We start from the raw sequence: 18162 nt of genomic DNA on the forward strand, positions 1-18162 counted from the left end.
TCTCAGGCCTTGCACATCCCTTACTCACGGCTCCGCAATGCAAGGTCCCTACCTTGAGGCAGCGCCCACAGCGGGCGCCAAGAACCTCTGGGGAACGGGATGTTTGGCATCTATCTCAAGCGCGAGCTGGGCCGGCGCAAGAAGGCCGCCCTGGTCATCGCACTGGGTCTGGCGCTCGGTATCGCGCTGGTCATCACCGTCAACTCGGTGTCGGCCGGCATGTCTCAGGCTCAGGACAAGGTCCTGAAGTCGCTGTACGGCCTCGGCACCGACATGACGGTCACCAAGGCCAGGTCGGCGCCGACCGGCAACAGCTCGGGCAGACCGAACTTCGAATTCGACGCCAGTTCCAACGACAGCGACGACAAGCAGAGCTCCGACCGCGTGATGACGCAGGGCGGCCAGGCCCTCAAGGCCGCGCTCGTCGCCAAGGTCGCCCAGCAGGAGGGCGTGGCGAACGCGGTCGGCGCGATCACCCTGAACGTCACCAAGGTCGACGGCTCCTTCACCCAGGGCAAGGCGCAGTCCACGACCGGCAGCGGCCAGTCCCAGGGCCAGGGCGGCCCCGGTGGCGGCAGCGGCGGCAACAGCACGGCGGCCCCCCAGGTGCAGGGCGGCGGCGCCTCCTTCGACGTGAACTCCTACTCGGTCGCCGGCGTCGACGTCACCGACCAGACCCTCGGCCCGCTGGCCGGCATGGAGATCACCTCCGGCAAGACCTTCACGGCCTCACAGACCGACGCGAAGGTCGTGGTGCTCAGCAAGTCGTACGCCAAGGAGAACTCGTACAAGGTCGGCAAGACCCTCAAGATCTCCGGCACCAAGTACACGATCATCGGTATCGCGACGGCCTCCAGCAGCGAGTCCACCACCGACGTCTACCTGCCGCTGAAGCAGGCCCAGACGCTGGCCGACGCCAAGAACCAGGTCACCACCATCTACGTCAAGGCGACCGACTCCAAGCAGATCGACTCGGTCAAGTCGACGATCCAGAAGAACATCTCGGGTACGACGGTGACGACCTCGGCCGATCTCGCGGAGACCGTCTCCGGCTCCCTGTCCACCGCCTCCGACCTCGCGACCAGCGTCGGCAAGTGGCTGTCCCTCGCGGTGCTCGCCGCCGCCTTCCTGGTGGCCGCGCTGCTGACCTCCTCGGCGGTGTCCCGCCGGGTGCGTGAGTTCGGCACGCTGAAAGCGCTCGGCTGGCCGAGCCGCCGGGTGACCCGGCAGGTCGTCGGCGAGTCGATGGTGAACGGTCTGATCGGCGGCGCCCTCGGTATCGGCCTGGGTCTCGCGGCCGCGTACACCGTCACCGCGATCAGCCCCAAGCTGACCGCGCAGCTCGGCAGCTCCGGCGGTGGTGGCGGCATGGGCGGCGGCCCCGGCGGCGGCGGTCCGGGCCAGCAGTCCGCGCAGAACACCATGGAGATCGCGCTGTCCGCGCCCGTCTCGCTGACCACCATCGCCCTCGCGGTGGGCCTGGCGGTGACCGGCGGTCTGATCGCCGGCGCGATGGGCGGCTGGCGCGCCTCCCGGATGCGGCCGGCGGACGCGCTGCGCAGCGTGTCCTGACCCTGCCCCGAGCCGGGGCGCCGTGTCCGTTCCCCCCGGGTCGCGGCGCCCCGCCCCCTCTTCTTCTCGCACATACTCACGGAGATCACCCATGTACAGACTGACCGGCGTCACCAAGCGCTACTCACGGGGAAAGGACACGGTGGAGGCGCTGCGCGGCGTCGACCTCACGATCGAGGACGGCGACCAGCTCGTCATCCAGGGCCCCACCGGCGGCGGCAAGTCCACGCTGCTCCAGATGATCGGCGGCCTGGACCGGCCGACCGAGGGCAGCGTCGAGCTGGACGGCGTCGACCTCGCGAAGATCAGCGAGGCGAAGCTGACCCGGCTGCGGGCGGAGAAGATCGGCATCATCTTCCAGTCCTTCAACCTCATCCCGACGCTCACCGCCCAGGAGAACGTCGAGACGGCCCTGGTCCCGCTCGGCGTGAAGCCGGCCGAGCGGCGCGAGCGGGCGGCCGAGGCGCTGCGCTCGGTCGGCCTCGGCGAGCGGCTCGGCCACGCGCCGTCCGAGCTGTCCGGCGGCCAGCAGCAGCGGGTCGCCATCGCCCGCGCGCTGGTGAAGAAGCCGAAGGTGCTCCTCGCCGACGAGCCCACGGGCAACCTCGACGAGGGCACCCGTGACGACATCATGGCGCTGCTGGAAGGGCTGTGGCACGAGTACGGGCTGACCTTCATCATGGTCACGCACGACTCGTCGATCGCCAGGAAGTCCCCGCGTCTGGCCACCATCAAGGCGGGGCAGATCACGCTGACCGAGCAGGCGCAGTCGTACGCGCAGCGCTACTGACCTCTGCCGCGGGGCCAGTTGGGCCGCTCACCGTTCGAGGATGTGGTTGATCTCAGTCAACTGCTCGGCGGTCAGCGGCCCCTTCTCCATGGCGCCCGCGTTCTGTTCGGCCTGGGCGACGGAACGGAAGCCCGGGATCGGCACGGTGCGCGGGCTGCGGGCCCAGATCCAGGCCAGGGCGCCCTGGGCGAGGGTGCGGCCGTCGCTGGTGAGGATGTCCCGGAGTGCGTCGATCTTCGCAAGCCACTGCGGGTCGGCCTCGGAACCGTCGCCGAAGCCCTGGAGCCAGGCCGGCGGCCTGCTGCGGATGTCCCCAGCGTCCCGGGGCCCTTGGCGCTTGCCCGCCAGCAACCCCATGGCGAGCGGACTGCGGTTGATGCTCGCGAGGCCCGACTCCTCGCACAGCGTCAGCATTTCGGGGGCGTCCTGCATGACGTTCAGCGCGTGCTGTACGGCCGCACAGTGCTCGCCCTCCGCGAAGACGGCGGCGCGGGCGGGGTCGTCGGTGCTCCAGGCGTAGGCGCGGATGAGCCCTTCGCGTACGAACTCCTCGCAGATCTCGCGGAGTCGGGCGCCATGGCTGGGGTGGGCGTCGGAGAGATGGAGCTGGTAGAGGTCGACGTAGTCCGTACCGAGGCGGGCGAGGGAGGCGATGAGGGCCTCGCGGGCGTACTGCTCGGAGGCGTCCTGCCCGTTGAGGGTGCGGGTGTCCTCGTCGAAGAGGTTGCCCCACTTGGTGGCGACGACCACGTCGGCGCGGCGCTTGCCGAGGGCGCGGCCGAGGATCCGCTCGCTGTGCCCGGTGCCGTAGACCTCGGCGGTGTCGAAGAAGGTCACACCGAGGTCGAGGGCGCGGCGGATCGCCCGTACGGACTCGTCGTCGTCGACCTTGCCCCAGCCGAGAGGGTGTCCGCTCAGGTCGGACCACTCACCACCGATGGCCCAGCAGCCGAAGCCGAGAGGGCTGACCTCTATGCCGCTACGGCCCAAAGTCCTGTTGGTCTCCATGGGTCGAGACGCTAGGACTTGGAGCGCACTTCAGGGCAAGGGCTTTCTCCGAACCTGTCTGTCGGGCCCTGCTATGCCTGCCCGGTCTCGAAGCGGGTGATCTTGTCGCCGTCCACCTCGAAGTGCCACTTGGTGCGCATCTCGCCCCAGGTGTCGTTGCTGTAGCGGGCGATGAGGTCGCGGCCGCCGCGGGACTCGTTGTCGACCTCCATGTGACCGTGGGAGGAGAAGATCTCCCGGTCGATCCAGTCGTCGAGGTCACGGTCGGAGCCGTCGTCCGACATCGTCGCGCCGGGGGCGAGGAGGGCCATGAAGCCGTCGCGGTCGTGCGCGTTGACGGCGTTGACGAAGGCGCGGACCGCGGGGTCGCTGAGTTTGCCGGTCTGAATCGTCATGGCAGCCAGACTCACACCGCTCCCCCGGGCCCGCCACCCGAACGGCGGCGCGGGTGACTCCGAGAGGTGTCAGGAGTGCGACGGTGGAAACGCGAGGGGGATGTTCCATCCATCTCTTACGGGAGCCATCGTGACCTCACACGCCTCTTCCTACGACCGACGCGATCTGGGCCTGCTGTTGCTCCGGCTGGGTACCGGGGGTGTGCTGGCCGCCCACGGCGCGCAGAAGCTGTTCGGCTGGTTCGGCGGCCACGGCATCGAGGGGACCGGCCAGTTCATGGAGTCGGTCGGCTACTCCCCCGGCAAGGCGAGCGCCACCGCGGCGGGCCTCGCGGAGGCGGGCGGCGGCACGCTGCTGGCGCTCGGCCTGGCGACACCGGCGGCGGGCGCGGCGGCGGCCGGCGCGATGGCGGGGGCGTCCACCGTCCATACGCCCAACGGCTTCTTCAACGCCGAGGGCGGCTTCGAGTACGCGGCGACCCTGGGTCTGGCGGCGACGGGCCTCGCGATCGCGGGTCCGGGACGACTCTCCCTCGACCACGCCATCGGGCACGTGTTCGACAAGGGTTGGATGGTCCCGACGGCCCTCGCGGTGACGGCGGCGGCCACGGCGGCGGTCGTGGGGGCACGCAACCGCAGGCTCCAGGAGAAGGAGAGGCAGGAGCAGGCGGAGCAGCTGAACGAGCAGGAGGCGTTGTTCGGGGAGTAGGGGGTGGTGGTGGGGTGCCGGTCGGGGTGAGGGTTGCTTCGGCGGGGTGTTGGTGGGCGGGGCGCCGGGAGCCGGTGAGTGGCTCGGCGGGACGCCGGTGAGCGGGTCAGTGGGGCCGGCGAGCGGGTCGGCGAGACGCCGGTGAGCGGGTCAGTGAGGCCGGCGAGCGCGTCGGCGAGACGCCGGTAAGGACTCCGGGCGGGGTGCCGATGACGGTCTCGGCGGACGCCAGTGAGGACTCCGTGGGACGCCGGTGAGGGCCTCGGTGGGGTGACCGGCTGGGGCGAGGGTGCGCCGGTCGTGCGGTGTGGGGAACTTCGGGACGTCGGCCCGGCGCATCCGCGGATTCGGCCCGGCGCATCCCGCGGATTCGGCCCGGCGCTCCTGACGGCTCACCCGCGGCCGTCCCCGACGGCCTCTCCCCCGCGCCGCCCCACCTGCATATTCGCAGCCCGCGCAGAGTCACTGCTCGGCCTCCTCCTAGGATGACCTCCATGACCGGCCCCGAGCACCACCCCGCATCACCGCCCCGGTGGCGGTGGCGGGCGCTGCTCGTGCTGGCGCTGCTGGCGGGGCTCATGGGTATGCACGCCCTGGCTCCGGGTGCCGCCGTCGCGGACGATCACCCGCACGCCCCACCCGTGGCCGCTGTCTCCGTGTCCGCCGTCTCCGTGGCCGCCGTCCATGACGGATGCGCGGGCGAGGGCCACTGCGGCTCGGGCCACGTCTCCCACGCGGACGCCACCTGCGCGGCGGCCGCGGTGAGCGGTGGACCGACGCTGCCCGCGCTCGTACCCGACCCGGTCGCCGTCGTCGTACGAGACGAATCACCACGCGCGTACGCCGGTTCCGACCCGGAAGGCGCCCGCGCTCCCCCGTCCCTGGCGGAACTCCAACTCCTGCGGATCTAGACACCACGCCGCGCACCTCGATGTGTACCTCGGTGTGCGCCTCGGCATGTCCAGATCCCTTTCATCCAGCAGGAGTTCACGCATGAGCACCACCCGTACCCGTCGCGCTGCCCTCATGGCGGCGACCGTCACCGCCGCTCTCGTCCTGGCGGCCTGTGGCGGCAGCGACAGCGACAGCGACAGTGGCGACGCCAGCCATGGAAGCAGCCACGGCACCTCGACGTCCCCGTCGGCCGACACCGCCGCCGCCCACAACGCCCAGGACGTCTCCTTCGCACAGGGCATGATCCCCCACCACCGCCAGGCCCTGGAGATGGCGGAACTCGCCGCCGACCGGGCCTCGTCCGCCGAGGTGAAGTCCCTCGCCGCGCGCATCGAGAAGGCACAGGACCCGGAGATCAAGACCATGTCCGGCTGGCTGAAGTCCTGGGGCGAGGAGGCCCCGGAGGCGGGCGCGTCGATGCCCGGCATGGACCACGGCTCGCAGTCCGGGATGCCCGGCATGATGGACGACGGCGACATGGAGGAATTGGGGAAGGCCTCCGGCAAGGGCTTCGACACCATGTTCCTGACCATGATGGTCGAGCACCACGAGGGCGCGATCGACATGGCCGGGACGGAGAAGGCGAAGGGCCGGTACGCCGCCGCCACCGCCATGGCCGATGACATCATCACGGGCCAGACCGCTGAGATCACCGAGATGAACAAGCTCCTCGGCAAGAGCTGACCCGGTGAGCCGGGGGAGGTCGACGGCCTCCCCCGGCTGTCAGTGGCGCGTGCCAAGCTGCGTCCATGAGTGATCGCGACAACACGGCCGACGTCTGGGCGGGCATCGACGCCCTGTGGACGTGGGTGGACACGAACCGGCCGCTGAGCGGCCAAGAAGCCCTTCTCCTAAGGATGTTGAAGCTGTCGGAGGAGGTCGGCGAGGTCGCCCAGGCGGTGATCGGGGCAACGGGCCAGAACCCGCGCAAGGGCACCACCCACACCTGGGAGGACGTCCAGAGCGAGCTGTGCGACGTCGTGATCACGGCGCTGGTGGCGCTGCGGACGCTGACGCCGGATACGCGGGAGGTGTTCGACCGGCATCTGGCGCGGGTCATGGCCCGTTCGCTGGGCACGCCCTAGAGGACGGTCGGACGGACGGCCGGTCAGTCGCGGGGGCCGTCGGCGCGCAGTCCGTGCAGGAACATGTCGAGGAACTGGGCGCGGACACCGTACGCACTGACCCCGCGGAGCCGGGCGATGTGCGAGCTGAACCCCGCGATGGAACCCGTGAAGGTCTCGGCGGCCACGGAGCGGTCGATGCTGGCGCGCAGTTCACCGCGGAGTTGCGCGTCACGCAGGACGTCCTCGACGACGGCGAGGGGTTTGTCGATGCAGTCGCGCTGGAACCTCGCGTACAGCTCGGGATGGTCGGGCAGTTCGAAGGAGCAGCGGGCGGCTATGAGCCAGCGCGGGCTGTCGAGGGCGTCGGCGATGTCGTCGTAGAGGGCTTCCAGGTCGCTGACAAAGCCGCCGGTGCGGGGCGGGACCAGGTCGAGGGCCAGCGTGTTCAGTCCGGCCAGGATCAGGTCGTCGCGCTCGGTCCAGCGGCTGTAGAGGGTGCGCTTGGCGACCTTGGCGCGGGTGGCGACGTTGTTGATACGGAAGCCAGCGACGCCGTGGTCGGAGAGTTCGTCGACGACGGCACGCAGGATGCGCTCGTCGGCACCGGTGTCCCGGGGGCGGCCGGGTTTGGCCGAGGCGGGTGACGTGACGGTCATGCCTGATTCTCCCTCGTTCGCCCAGGGCCCGGACCATGACCCTACTCCCTTTTCGCTACCAAAACGGTTTCATATTTAACAGATCTCGGGCTATCATGTTTGTGTACGAAACCGTTTCGTTCGAATGGGGTGCCGTGGATGACAGTGACGGAGCAGGCCATCACGCCACGGACCCGCCGCAGCCGCATCTCCCCCGAGCGCGAGGCGGAGCTGTACGCCGCCGTACTCGACCTCCTGTGCGAGGTCGGCTACGAGGCCCTGACCATGGACGCGGTGGCGACCCGCACCCGGTGCAGCAAGGCCACCCTGTACCGCCAGTGGACGAGCAAGCCGGAACTGGTCGCGCAGGCACTGCGGCAGACCAAGGGCAGCGTCGTCGGCGACATCGACACCGGCTCGCTGCGCGGCGACTTCCACCAGCTGGTGGGGCGGCTCGACGACGAGCAGCTGGTGAAGGAGACCGCGCTGGTACGGGGTCTGATCCACGCCGTGCACACCCATCCCGACCTGCTGCGAGCACTCCAGGACCTGATCGTCGACCCCGACCCCCCCGGCCTGAAGGCGATCCTGCGGCGAGCGGTCTCCCGGGGCGAAGTCCGCGCGGACTGCCCGGCGTTGGAGTACGTCCCGTACGTCCTGATCGGCGCGCTGGTGGCCCGCCCGCTGGTCGGGGACCGACCGCCGGACCGGGCGTTCCTGCTCCATTACCTGGACGCGGTGGTCCTGCCCTCGCTGACGGCCTGACCCGACCGCGGCGAGCCGCGGCCCCCGAACGGGCATCGCCCGTCTCTCAACGGCCCGCCTCACAAACCGTGCTGCTCCATCAGACGCATCAGGTTCCGCTTCCGTCCGTGGGCGCCGCGCAGAGCGGTGACGTACGCGGTGAACTCATCCTCCGTGCCCAGCAGGCGATGGCATTCGCGGATGCTCAGCAACAGGCCGACGAGCTCTTCGTAGACCGCGTTGCCGGTCTGCCCGATGAGCGGCTCGGCCAGGCGCAGATAGACGGCGAGCGCGTCGGCGGGACGGGACGGGCGGCTCTGGTCGGCGAGCGCCAGCCACTGGCGATCGTCGGCACCGTAGTGGGAAGCGGCCTCCCAGGCGGCTTCGTCGTCCTTGTCGTCGAGGAGGGCGTCGACCAGGACGGTCCCGCCGTACCGCCTCGGGGTTCCCCGTTCCGCCTCGGTGCGCAGCAGGGCAAGTGCTCCTGGGCGTTCCTGCTGCCAGCATTCGGCGGCGCGGGCTGCGACGCGCAACTGCTGGTACGCGCGCAGGGAGCGGCGGGCGCCGAAGTGTTGGCGGCGCAGGGCGACGACGTCCGCGAGCCTGGCGGCCCGTGCGTAGCGTTCGCAGAGATGGTCTACGAGGTCGGTGTCGACAGCGGCAAGATCCGGCGTCTCCTGAACGCCGCGTTCCGCCCAGCGCAGGGCCTCATCGGGTCGTCCCGCGGTGTCCAGCTCGCGGGCGATGACCAGGTGCGTATGCCCGTTGGACGCCAGGTCTGCCGCGTGTACGGCGATCACCATGTCGATGTCGCCTCCGGCCCTGGCCAGCCGCTGCATCAGCGACTTCTCGGCCCAGCCGGTGCGCTTCTTCCGCCATGCCGCCACCGCCTGTTTCCGCAGGGTCGCCATCCCCTGCTCGCCCAAGACGTCCTCGTAGTCGAGCGGGTCGACGTCGCAGATGCTGTCGAGGTCCCTGAGTGTGTGCTTGACCAGCCAGCCGGCCAGTACCTCCGGGTCGGGGCGCGCAGTGCGGCAGGCGTGGAGATGGGCGTCGACGAGGCCGGCACCTACCTCACCAAGCCGACCGTCGGAGTCGTCGATGCTGTCGGCTGCCTCGGTCAGCAGCCGCATCCCTTCGACCGCCATGCCGATCGCTTCGCTCGCCTGCCCCGAGTCGGTCACCGCGTCGATGGCGGCCACTACTTGTGCGGCCTGGTCGGCATAGGCACGGGCATCGGCGTACTCGACGTATCCGTACCGTGCGAACGGACCGATGTCGAGCAGTTCGCGGATGCGTGCTCTGACCTCGGCGAGATCCCCGCGGGCGCTCGCGGCCCGCACCTCCAGGCGCCGCCGTAACTGCCGGTCATGGTCGACCTGTTCACGGACCAGAGCCAGCAACTCGTCCTTCGACAGGGCGGACAGCCAGGCGTCGAGGTTCCGTGCCCGGTTCCGGGCCGACTCGCGCTGCCGTGGCAGGGTGTCCCGCTGGGCGAGCACGGTGAGGCCGAGGGCGACCAGGTGCTTGCAGAAGTTGCCTTCCAGTCCGTAGGGGCAGTCACATGCGCCGGTGACCCCTTGGGGCCCTTCCAGGCTCAGTTCCACCTCGTAGCGTTCCGTGCCGTGGACGCTCGCGGTGATCCACCCGTCACCGATCTCCACGCCGGTCACCGCGTCCAGGTACCCCCGCCCACGTTCGAAGGACCGGGCACCGGCCATCGCTTTGAGTTTCGCTTCGGTGAGGATGCCGTTCATGGTCTTCCGCCCTGCTGCGGTGGTGCACTTGCGGTTACGGTGCGTCAGCCTAGCTCCGGGATCAGTGATGACGCTGCGTGAAGGTCAGGCGATAATTGCCGAAGCGGGGTCCTTGTCGGGAAGAATGCCCCAACGATGACGTCGACGCCTTCCGGACCGGCACGGGCCGGGTACGCGCCCTTCGCCCACCTCACCGTGCCGAACGCCGCCCTGTACCGGCGGGTGATGAGCGCGTTCCTGGCCGCGAAGGAGCGCTTCGCGGTGCATCTGCGTCCTGAGGACGTGTTCGCGGCGCTGCCGCCGGAACACCGGCCCGCCGAGCCGGAGGCGGTGATCAAGGCGTTGGACAGTCTCGTGGAGTGGGGCAATCTGCGGGCGGATCCGGACACCTCCCGGGTCACCGCGGTCGAGGACTTCTACCGCAAACGCTTCATCTACCAGCTCACCCAGGCCGGGGAGGCCGCCGAGCTGGCGCTGTCCACCTATGACGAGGCACTGGGGCGGCGCGGCGCGCTCCAGGCGGTGGCCCTGCACGACATCGTCACGCAACTGCGAGCCCTGTTGGTGATCGCAGCCGAGCAGGAGGAAGGGGAACCGGACGCGGCCAAGGCCCATCTGGCACTGTCCGCGCTGACGAGCCGGTTCGAGGCGCTGGCGGAGAACGCACGGGCATTCATGGGCTCCCTGCAGCGCACCATCGACCTGCACGATGTGGAGGTCGAGGTGTTCCTCGCCTACAAGGATCGCCTCATCCAGTACCTGGAGCGGTTCATCCAGGACCTGATCACCCTGGGAGGACGGATCGCCCTGCTGATCGGCGAGTTGGAGGGTCAGGGCCGGGCTGATGCGCTCTTGCGGCTGGCTGCGGCGCGGGAGGCCGCCGATGCCGCCCCGGACGAGACCGAGAGTGCCGAGGCACAGGCGTACGCGCGGTGGGTGGCCCGATGGTCGGGGCTGGCCGCCTGGTTCGTGTCGGCGGACGGCCGCGAGTCGCAGGCCCGGCTGCTGCGCGGGCGCGCCCTCGGTGCGATCCCGCAACTGCTGGCAGTAGTACGGCAGTTGAATGAGCGGCGAGCCGGGCGTTCGGACCGGTCGGCGGACTTCCGCACCCTGGCCCGCTGGTTCGCCGAGGCCCCTGACGACGCGGCGCGGCACCGGTTGTGGCGTGCCGCGTTCGGGCTGTATCCGGCACGGCACCTCACCGTCGACGCCGACACCCTCGAACAGCGTGCCGCCCGCCCGGTGGCTGCCGCCACTCCGTGGGCCGAGGCCGAACCGCTGCGTATCAGCCCGCAGTTGCGCCGCACCGGCAGCTATGAACGGCGCGGCAAGTCCCGCCGGGTGCAGGACCGTTCCGAGCAACGCAGGCGCCTGGCCGAGATCGCTGCCCGGCAGACGCAGGAGATCGCGGCCGCTCGCGCCCGCCTCGCGACGGACGGCACCACACGGCTGTCCGCACTCGGTGCACTCGACCCGCTCGCCTTCGGTCTCTGTCTGCAACTGCTCGGCGACGCCCTGGCCACCTGGCGGCCGGGCATGACGACCACCCTCGCGACCAGCAACGACGGCACGATGGAAATCCGGCTGACCGCCCTGGCGGACGGCACGACGGCCGAGATCCGCACCCCCGGCGGCACCTTCCGCGGCCCCGACCACCTGGTCGAGATCACTGATCTCACCCGGACCGGTCAGGTGCACGCCGACGGCATTCCCACGGGAGGGGAGCGATGACCACACCCCTGGGCGAGGTGCTGGACAACCGGCGCGCCGCCGAGTTCCACAAGGCCGCCCGTGCCCTGCTGAAGGAGCCGCTGCTGCTGGCGCACGGCCCGTACGCCGACGAGTTCCGCCTGGTCCGACGGCACGCCGGCGACCTGCGCGACTGGTTCGACCGCAACACCGGCTGGCCGCTGCGGGTGGACGCGGAGGCGGCCCGGCTGGGCCGGACACCGGGCACCCTGACCGACGCCACCCATCCGGCCCGCGAGGCCTCCCGCGCCCGCGCGCCCTTCACCCGCCGCCGCTATGTGCTGCTGTGCCTGGCGCTGGCCGCGCTGGAGCGGGGCGAGGCACAGATCGCGCTCGGCCGGCTCGCCGAGCAGGTGGTCCTGGACGCCGCCGATCCTCAGCTGGCCGCCGCGGGCATCGAGTTCACGCTGGAGCGACGCGAGGAGCGGCTGGATCTGGCGGCGGTGGTACGGCTGCTCATGCGCTACGGGGTGCTGCGCCGGGTGGCCGGGGACGAGGAGGCCTACGTCAGCGGGGCGGGCGATGTGCTCTACGACGTCCAGCGCCGGGTGCTGGCCGGGCTGCTCGCCGCCCGCCAGGGGCCGTCGATGATCGGCGCCGACAGCTTCGAGGACCGGCTGTCCGAACTGACCGCCGAAAGCGCCCTGGACAGCGACGACCTGCGCTTCCGTGCCATCCGCCAGCGGCTGACCCGGCGCCTGCTGGACGATCCGGTGCTGTACTACGAGGAGTTGACCGACGAGGAACTGGCCTACCTGACCCGCCAGCGTGCCTTCATCACCGCGCGGATCACCGAACTCACCGGCCTGGTCGCGGAGGTGCGGGCCGAGGGCATCGCCATGGTCGACCCGCTGGACGACCTGACCGACGTCCGCATGCCCGAGCAAGGCACCCACGGGCACATCACGCTGCTGCTCGCCGAGCACCTCGCGAGCGCGGACGGTGTCGTCAGCCGTGCGGAGTTGGAGGACAAGGTGCGGAAACTGGCCGTCGAGCACGGCGGGTTCTGGTCCAAGGGCGCCAAGCAGCCGGGAGCCGAGGGCGAGTTGGTGGATCAGGCGCTGGCCAAGCTGACCGCGCTGGGCCTGGTCACCGCCGTGCCCGGTGGCATCGTCCCGCTGCCGGCGCTGGCCCGGTACGCGGTCGGCGAGACCGTCGTAAAAGAACCGGGTCTCCCCCGCCCCCGCACCTCTGAGCGAAAGGCGTGATGGCCGTGACCGCCGCCCTGCCCTCCCCCGCGCCCGGCCGGTGGCGGCCGCTGCGCGTCGGCTTGGTGGACCTGTTCTACTACGACACCGAGGAGTTCTGGTTCCGCGACGGCCGGCTGCTGCTGCGCGGCAACAACGGCACCGGCAAGTCCAAGGTCCTCGCCCTGACCCTGCCCTTCCTCCTGGACGGCGATCTGTCCGCGCGGCGGGTGGAGCCCGACGCCGACCCGGGCAAGCGCATGGAGTGGAACCTGCTGCTGGGCGGACAGCACCCGCACCCCGAGCGGCTGGGCTACACCTGGATCGAGTTCGGCCGCCACGACGAGGCCACCGGACAGGACCGCTTCATCACCCTGGCCTGCGGGCTGAAGGCGGTGGCGGGCCGCGGTATCGCCCGTCACTGGTACGCGGTGACCGACCAGCGCGTCGGCGCCGAACTGAGCCTGCTCGACGCGACCGGCACCGCCCTGTCGCGGGACCGGCTGGCGGAGGCGCTCGCGGGTCGCGGCATGGTGTACGACACCGCCACCGCGTATCGCAGGGCGGTGGACGAGGCATTGTTCGGGCTGGGTGAGCGGCGGTACGCGGCCTTGGTGGACCTGCTGATCCAGCTGCGTCAGCCGCAGCTGTCGAAGCGGCCCAACGAAGCGGCACTGTCGCGTGCGCTGACCGAGGCGCTGCCGCCGATGGACCAGGCGGTGATCGCCGATGTGGCCGAGGCGTTCCGGTCGTTGGACGAGGAGAAGGAGGAGCTGCGGGCGGCCACCGAGGCCGAGCGGGCGGCGTCCGCCTTCCTGGACCACTACCGCCGTTATGCCCGTGTCGCCACCCGCCGCCGAGCCCGGCTGCCACGCCATGAGCATGCCCGCTACGAGCAGTTGGGCCGCGACCTCGCGCAGGCCCAGAGCGCGCGGGCCCAGGCCGAGGAGGAGCGGGAGCGGATCGCCGTACGGCTGATGGAGCTGGAGGAGCGTGCCACGCGGGTGAAGGCGCAGGAGGCCGCGCTGCGCGAGGGCCCGAAGATGCGCAGCGCGCGCGAGCTGGAGCAGGCAGCCGCGGACGCCCGCCGCACAGCATCCGATGTGGCCCGCGCCGAGGCGGACCGGGAGCAGGCCGCCCAGGCCCATACCCGCGCCTTGGGTCGTCTGGAGAGCGCGGGCAGGCGTCTGGTGGCGGCCGAGGAGCAGGCCGCGGACATGCTGGTGCGCGAGCGGGAGGCGGCTGCGGCCGCGCACCTGGACGGCGAGCTGCGCGCCGAGGGTGCGCCGGAGGCCGAACTGCGCCGCCTGGCCGGGGAGTCGGTGGCGCGCAGGCGGCGCACCCTGGATCACGTGGAGGAGCTGGCGTCACGGGCTGAGCAGGCCGGTGCCGAACGGCGTGCCGCGGCCCGACGGCTGGACGAGGCCCAGACCGAGGCCGGGCACACCGGCGCACGGCAGGCCCAGGCGGAGGCCGCCGCCACAGAGGCGGGCCGGGAGCTGGTGGCCGCCGTACGCGAACACCTCGATGTGTGCGAGGAGTTGCGGCCCCAGGATCCGACGGGCCTGCTGGACAGCCTGCAGGACTGGGTCACACACCTGCAAGGACCCTCCCCCGCGCGGGTGCACACCGCCGACGCCCATCGCACCCGGGCCGCCCACCTGGCCGACCGGACGGCCACCCTCGGCCAACGCCTGACAGAACTCGCCGCCCGCCGCGTCGAGAAGGAACGGGAACTGACGGACCTGGAGGCGGGCGGCCAGCGCGCTCCCACGGCACCCCACACACGCACCCCCGGCGTGCGCGAGCAGGCACCCGGGGCGCCGTTGTGGCGCCTGGTCGACTTCCACGACCACGTCACCGGCGCTGAACGAGGCGGTCTGGAGGCGGCGTTGGAGGCCTCCGGCCTGCTGGATGCCTGGGTGCGTCCGGACGGCACGGCCATGACTGCCGACGGGCATGACGTTCTGCTGGCGCCCGGCGCGCCGCTGGCCGGTCCGGTCCTCGGTGACGTGCTGCGCCCGGCTGTGGACCATGGTGATGCGCGGGCTGTGGCGGTGGGCGAGCAGACGGTGGCCCGCCTGCTGGCCGCGGTGGGGCTCGGCCCCGGCGACTCCGGGGACACGTGGGTTTCGGCGGACGGCCGGTTCCGGGTCGGGGCACTGACCGGTAGCTGGTCGAAGCAGGCGGCCGTCTACGTCGGCGAGGGCGCCCGCGAGGAGGCGCGCCGGGCCCGGATCGTCGTACTGCATCGCGAACTCGATGACTTGGCAGGCGAGTTGGCTCAGGTGGAGACCGAGCGGGCCACGGTGACCCGGCGTCGGCGCACCCTGGACGCCGAACTGGCCGCCGTCCCCGACGACGCCGCGCTGCGCCACGCGCACGCGCTGGCCGCGGCCGCCGGGGACGCCGCCCACCGGGCCCGCACCCGCCAGGACGAACGCGCCGCCGAACTGGCGGCAGCAGCCGGGCAGGAAGCCGAGGCCACCACCGAACTCACCGACACCGCGACCGCCGTCAACCTGCCCACCGACCGGCCGCATCTGACGGCCGTCCGCCAAGCACTGGCCGACTACACCGCCGTCCTCGCCGCACTGTGGCCCGCCCTGCGCGAGCGGACCGAAGCCGGGCGTATGGCGGCCGACGAGCGCGCGGAAGCCGAACAGGCCGGCACTCGGGTCGCCGAACTCGCCCTGCGCGCAGAGGAGTCGGCCCGACTGGCGGCCACCGCCGACGAACGCCACACCACCTTGCGCTCCACCGTCGGCACCGCGGTCGCGGAGCTGGAGCGGCGCCTGGCCGCCACCGCCGAGGCGCTGGCCACGTGCGAGCGCGACCAACGCATCTCCCGCGAGGAACACACCGCCGCCGGCCGGCGCGTGGGCCATGCGGAGGGCCGTATCGAGCAGTTGGAGAAAGACGTGCACGAGGCCGCCGCCTCGCGCGCCGAGGCGATCGCCGCGCTCCAACGCTTCGCGGCAACCGGCCTGTTGACCGTCGCCCTTCCCGAGACGGCCCTGCCCCCGCCGGACGACGGCCCATGGGCGGCCACCCCGGCCGTCGCACTCGCCCGCACCATCGAGGCGCAGCTGTCGGGTCCGTCCGGCACCGATGACTCCGACGGCGCCTGGGAGCGCGTACAGAAGCGGCTCAGCGAGGAGTACAAGAAGCTCCAGGACGCCCTCTCCCGAGGCGGTCACACCGCCACGGCCCGCATGGTCGAGGACGGCATGGTCGTCGACATCGTCTACCAGGGCCGCCGCCGGACCGTGCCCGAACTGGCCGCGGCCCTCGCCACCGAGACGACCGAACTGGCGCGCATCCTGTCCGCGCACGAACGCGAGATCCTCGAAACCCACCTGCTCACCGAGGTCGCCGGCACCCTGCAGGAACTGATCGCCGCCGCCGAACGCCAGGTCCGGGCCATGAACGCCGAGCTCCAGGAACGCCCCACCTCCACCGGCATGCGGCTGCGCCTGGTGTGGCGCCCCTCGCGCAAGGCACCGACCGGCCTGGCCCAGGCACGCGAACGCCTGCGCCAGTCCGCGGACGCCTGGGCGCCCGAGGACCGGACGGCGGTCGGGGAGTTCCTGCAGGCCGAGATCGCCCGCCGGCAGTCCGACGACGCGGCGGGCAGCTGGCTGGAGGTCCTCACCGCAGCGCTCGACTACCGCGCCTGGCACGAGTTCGGCATCGAACGCCACCAGCACGGCACCTGGGTCCCGGCCACCGGCCCCGCCTCCGGCGGCGAACGCGTCCTGGCCGTCTCCGTCCCCCTGTTCGCCGCCGCCTCCTCCCACTACGCCACCGCCGCCCCCGACGCCCCGCGCCTGGTCACCCTCGACGAGGCGTTCGCGGGCGTGGACGACGACTCCCGCGCCAAGTGCCTGGGCCTCCTGCACGCCTTCGACCTGGACGTGGTGATGACCAGCGAACGCGAATGGGCCTGCTATCCCCAGGTCCCCGGCATCGCCATCGCCCAGCTCTCCCGCGTCGACGAGATCGCGGCGGTGCTGGTGACCCGTTGGGAGTGGGACGGGGCGGAGCGGGGGCGGGGGGCCGAACCGGAGCACGGTCTTGCGGTCCTCCCGGCCCAGACGGCGCCTTCGGCTGCCACGGTCGACGCGATGGCACCCGGCTCGGACCAGGGAGGGCTGTGGCCGTGAGCGGCCCCGAACAGGAACCCGGCGAGCGCGTCGACCGGGACCGCCTCGGCCGCTTGCTCGGCGACCCCGACCTGGTCTGGCTGGTCGAGCGGATACGCCGCCGCATGGAACGGGACGAACCCCTCACCGGCCCGGTCACCTTGACGGCCCCCACCACCGCCGAGCGCGCGGCCGCCGAACGCCTACTGGGCCGAAGCCCCGGCACCGGCCGCTCACTGAGCGTGCGCCTGGACGCGGTGGACGATGTGCTGCGCCGCTCCGGCATCAGCCCAGACGGCCTCGCCCCGGCGGTGACCACGCTCACCGGCCCGGTCGACCGCCTCGCCGACATACGCGCGCGTGAGGCGGTGGCCTGGCAGGACGCGTACACCCCACTCGCCACGCTACGGCCCGAACTGTCGTCCTGGGCAGACCGGTTGCGCGGAGAGGGTCTGTTACGCCGTCTCGCCCGCACCCCCGAAGCGGCGAAGACCTTGCTCACCGACACGGCGACGGCTCTACGGGCGCTGCCGGCCGACCCCGCCGTGTCCCTGCCCGCCTTCGCGGCCACCGCACTCGGCGACGCCCACGCCCTCGACGACGGCACTCCCCTGGCCACCGTCGTCCTGTCCGGGGTGCGCGCCCTGACGGGCTTCCCGGACGGCAGCGGTGCCGAGTGGCGCCGCGAGGCCTGGGCCTCGGCCGGCCTGCTCAGGGACGCCCTGTCCTCCACCGTCCTCACCATCGGCCTGCGCGGCACCCCCGCCCTGGACTGGATGACGGATGCGGGCGAACCAACCGTCCTGACCCTGCGCCAGCTCACCCACAGCCCGCCGAGTACGGCGCCTGCGATCGTCCACGTCTGCGAGAACCCGACGGTCCTGGCCACGGCAGCCGACGCCTACGGGCCCGCCTGCGCACCGCTGGTCTGCCTCCAGGGCCAGCCGTCGGCCGCGGCCCTCACTCTGCTGCGTCACCTTCACAGCCGGGGGTCCCGGCTCCGCTACCACGGTGACTTCGACTGGGGCGGTCTGCGCATTGCCGGGGCGCTGCTGCGGCGGGTGGCTTGGCGGCCGTGGCGCTACACGGCGGCCGACTACCGGGCGGCGGCTGCGGCCACACCCTTGGCACCACCGCTGACCGGCACACCGGCCACTGCGACGTGGGACCCCGCCCTGCCGGTGGCTCTGACCGAGCTGGGTGTGCGGATCGAGGAGGAGGCCGTGCTCGAGATGCTCCTCGCCGACCTGGCCTCCTGAGGCCGGTGGGCCGTGGCCGTCGGACGTGACGACCGGCGCGGCGGACGGACTCGTCGATGTGCACGGTGCTGCCGCGGCGCTCGAACGCGGAGGGCCGCCGACGCGCAACGTGAACGACGGCCACCCCGATCCCCCGCTGGCACGCACCGCCCGGAGTTCCTACCGAGCCCGGTTCACCCAGGATCCAGGTC

At 71.8% G+C, this 18162-nt stretch carries 15 protein-coding genes; 11 read left to right on the forward strand and 4 right to left on the reverse strand.

Going from position 1 to position 18162, the window contains the following annotated elements; translation table 11 throughout:
* Window positions 1-99: 99 nt before the first annotated feature.
* Window positions 100-1572: an ABC transporter permease gene (locus tag ACIOHP_RS08095; protein WP_401884406.1), complete on the forward strand. Its 1473-nt coding sequence runs from the start codon at window positions 100-102 to the stop codon at window positions 1570-1572.
* Between the two features lie 91 nt (window positions 1573-1663).
* Window positions 1664-2362, forward strand: a complete 699-nt coding sequence (locus tag ACIOHP_RS08100) for an ABC transporter ATP-binding protein (protein ID WP_266827816.1) — start codon at window positions 1664-1666, stop codon at window positions 2360-2362.
* 27 nt (window positions 2363-2389) lie between these two features.
* On the opposite strand, the gene ACIOHP_RS08105 is transcribed toward ACIOHP_RS08100, so the two are convergent.
* Both ACIOHP_RS08105 and ACIOHP_RS08110 read right to left on the reverse strand, forming a co-directional pair.
* Window positions 2390-3370 carry an aldo/keto reductase gene (locus ACIOHP_RS08105; RefSeq protein WP_401884413.1) on the reverse strand — a complete coding sequence of 327 codons (981 nt, stop codon included), beginning with the start codon at window positions 3368-3370 and terminating at the stop codon, window positions 2390-2392.
* Between the two features lie 71 nt (window positions 3371-3441).
* Entirely contained in the window at window positions 3442-3765 is a 324-nt protein-coding gene (locus ACIOHP_RS08110; RefSeq protein WP_266827812.1) for a nuclear transport factor 2 family protein, read from the reverse strand.
* A gap of 100 nt (window positions 3766-3865) precedes the next feature.
* Between ACIOHP_RS08110 and ACIOHP_RS08115 the strand changes: the two genes are divergently transcribed.
* The 4 genes from ACIOHP_RS08115 to ACIOHP_RS08130 all read left to right on the forward strand — a co-directional run bounded on the left by ACIOHP_RS08115 (window position 3866) and on the right by ACIOHP_RS08130 (window position 6513).
* Complete coding sequence (locus tag ACIOHP_RS08115) at window positions 3866-4474, forward strand: DoxX family membrane protein (RefSeq protein WP_401884415.1); 609 nt, start codon at window positions 3866-3868, stop codon at window positions 4472-4474.
* 494 nt (window positions 4475-4968) lie between these two features.
* Window positions 4969-5385 (forward strand): DUF6153 family protein, encoded by a 417-nt coding sequence (locus tag ACIOHP_RS08120; RefSeq protein WP_401884419.1) that lies wholly within the window; start codon window positions 4969-4971, stop codon window positions 5383-5385.
* Between the two features lie 82 nt (window positions 5386-5467).
* Complete coding sequence (locus ACIOHP_RS08125) at window positions 5468-6112, forward strand: DUF305 domain-containing protein (protein WP_401884421.1); 645 nt, start codon at window positions 5468-5470, stop codon at window positions 6110-6112.
* A gap of 65 nt (window positions 6113-6177) precedes the next feature.
* The gene (locus ACIOHP_RS08130; protein WP_401884424.1) at window positions 6178-6513 is read left to right on the forward strand and encodes a MazG-like family protein; all 336 of its coding nucleotides are present in this window, start codon (window positions 6178-6180) and stop codon (window positions 6511-6513) included.
* Between the two features lie 23 nt (window positions 6514-6536).
* Here ACIOHP_RS08130 and ACIOHP_RS08135 read toward each other — a convergent pair whose 3' ends face one another.
* On the reverse strand, window positions 6537-7151 hold the full coding sequence (locus tag ACIOHP_RS08135) for a TetR/AcrR family transcriptional regulator (RefSeq protein ID WP_401884426.1): 615 nt from the start codon (window positions 7149-7151) through the stop codon (window positions 6537-6539).
* Window positions 7152-7289: 138 nt separating this feature from the next.
* On the opposite strand from ACIOHP_RS08135, the gene ACIOHP_RS08140 reads away from it, so the two are divergent.
* Window positions 7290-7895 (forward strand): TetR/AcrR family transcriptional regulator, encoded by a 606-nt coding sequence (locus ACIOHP_RS08140; protein ID WP_401884429.1) that lies wholly within the window; start codon window positions 7290-7292, stop codon window positions 7893-7895.
* Window positions 7896-7954: 59 nt separating this feature from the next.
* Here the strand turns inward: ACIOHP_RS08140 and ACIOHP_RS08145 are convergent, their stop codons facing one another.
* Window positions 7955-9631, reverse strand: a complete 1677-nt coding sequence (locus tag ACIOHP_RS08145; protein ID WP_401884431.1) for an SWIM zinc finger domain-containing protein — start codon at window positions 9629-9631, stop codon at window positions 7955-7957.
* Window positions 9632-9766: 135 nt separating this feature from the next.
* Between ACIOHP_RS08145 and ACIOHP_RS08150 the strand changes: the two genes are divergently transcribed.
* Genes ACIOHP_RS08150 through ACIOHP_RS08165 form a run of 4 tightly spaced genes read left to right on the forward strand, consistent with a single transcriptional unit; the run spans window position 9767 to window position 17971 of the window.
* Window positions 9767-11362: a TIGR02677 family protein gene (locus ACIOHP_RS08150; protein ID WP_401884434.1), complete on the forward strand. Its 1596-nt coding sequence runs from the start codon at window positions 9767-9769 to the stop codon at window positions 11360-11362.
* Complete coding sequence (locus ACIOHP_RS08155) at window positions 11359-12588, forward strand: TIGR02678 family protein (RefSeq protein ID WP_401884436.1); 1230 nt, start codon at window positions 11359-11361, stop codon at window positions 12586-12588. The genes ACIOHP_RS08150 and ACIOHP_RS08155 overlap by 4 nt, the downstream gene beginning before the upstream one ends.
* Window positions 12588-16733 carry a TIGR02680 family protein gene (locus ACIOHP_RS08160; RefSeq protein WP_401884438.1) on the forward strand — a complete coding sequence of 1382 codons (4146 nt, stop codon included), beginning with the start codon at window positions 12588-12590 and terminating at the stop codon, window positions 16731-16733. The genes ACIOHP_RS08155 and ACIOHP_RS08160 overlap by 1 nt, the downstream gene beginning before the upstream one ends.
* The gene (locus ACIOHP_RS08165) at window positions 16730-17971 is read left to right on the forward strand and encodes a TIGR02679 family protein (protein WP_401884441.1); all 1242 of its coding nucleotides are present in this window, start codon (window positions 16730-16732) and stop codon (window positions 17969-17971) included. Before ACIOHP_RS08160 ends, ACIOHP_RS08165 begins: the two co-directional genes overlap by 4 nt.
* Window positions 17972-18162 lie beyond the last annotated feature (191 nt).

Origin of the sequence: Streptomyces sp. NPDC087859 (assembly GCF_044742595.1) — a bacterium.
In the GTDB taxonomy this organism is placed as follows: Bacteria; Actinomycetota; Actinomycetes; order Streptomycetales; family Streptomycetaceae; genus Streptomyces; species Streptomyces canus_F.

Bases quoted from the DNA above. Each gene is read 5' to 3' on its own strand.
- ACIOHP_RS08130 (WP_401884424.1), top strand. From the start codon at position 6,178: ATGAGTGATCGCGACAACACGGCCGACGTCTGGGCGGGCATCGACGCC.
- ACIOHP_RS08135 (WP_401884426.1), bottom strand. From the start codon at position 7,151: ATGACCGTCACGTCACCCGCCTCGGCCAAACCCGGCCGCCCCCGGGAC.
- ACIOHP_RS08105 (WP_401884413.1), bottom strand. From the start codon at position 3,370: ATGGAGACCAACAGGACTTTGGGCCGTAGCGGCATAGAGGTCAGCCCT.
- ACIOHP_RS08145 (WP_401884431.1), bottom strand. From the start codon at position 9,631: ATGAACGGCATCCTCACCGAAGCGAAACTCAAAGCGATGGCCGGTGCC.
- ACIOHP_RS08120 (WP_401884419.1), top strand. From the start codon at position 4,969: ATGACCGGCCCCGAGCACCACCCCGCATCACCGCCCCGGTGGCGGTGG.
- ACIOHP_RS08125 (WP_401884421.1), top strand. From the start codon at position 5,468: ATGAGCACCACCCGTACCCGTCGCGCTGCCCTCATGGCGGCGACCGTC.
- ACIOHP_RS08155 (WP_401884436.1), top strand. From the start codon at position 11,359: ATGACCACACCCCTGGGCGAGGTGCTGGACAACCGGCGCGCCGCCGAG.
- ACIOHP_RS08160 (WP_401884438.1), top strand. From the start codon at position 12,588: ATGGCCGTGACCGCCGCCCTGCCCTCCCCCGCGCCCGGCCGGTGGCGG.
- ACIOHP_RS08140 (WP_401884429.1), top strand. From the start codon at position 7,290: ATGACAGTGACGGAGCAGGCCATCACGCCACGGACCCGCCGCAGCCGC.
- ACIOHP_RS08100 (WP_266827816.1), top strand. From the start codon at position 1,664: ATGTACAGACTGACCGGCGTCACCAAGCGCTACTCACGGGGAAAGGAC.
- ACIOHP_RS08095 (WP_401884406.1), top strand. From the start codon at position 100: ATGTTTGGCATCTATCTCAAGCGCGAGCTGGGCCGGCGCAAGAAGGCC.
- ACIOHP_RS08110 (WP_266827812.1), bottom strand. From the start codon at position 3,765: ATGACGATTCAGACCGGCAAACTCAGCGACCCCGCGGTCCGCGCCTTC.
- ACIOHP_RS08150 (WP_401884434.1), top strand. From the start codon at position 9,767: ATGACGTCGACGCCTTCCGGACCGGCACGGGCCGGGTACGCGCCCTTC.
- ACIOHP_RS08115 (WP_401884415.1), top strand. From the start codon at position 3,866: ATGTTCCATCCATCTCTTACGGGAGCCATCGTGACCTCACACGCCTCT.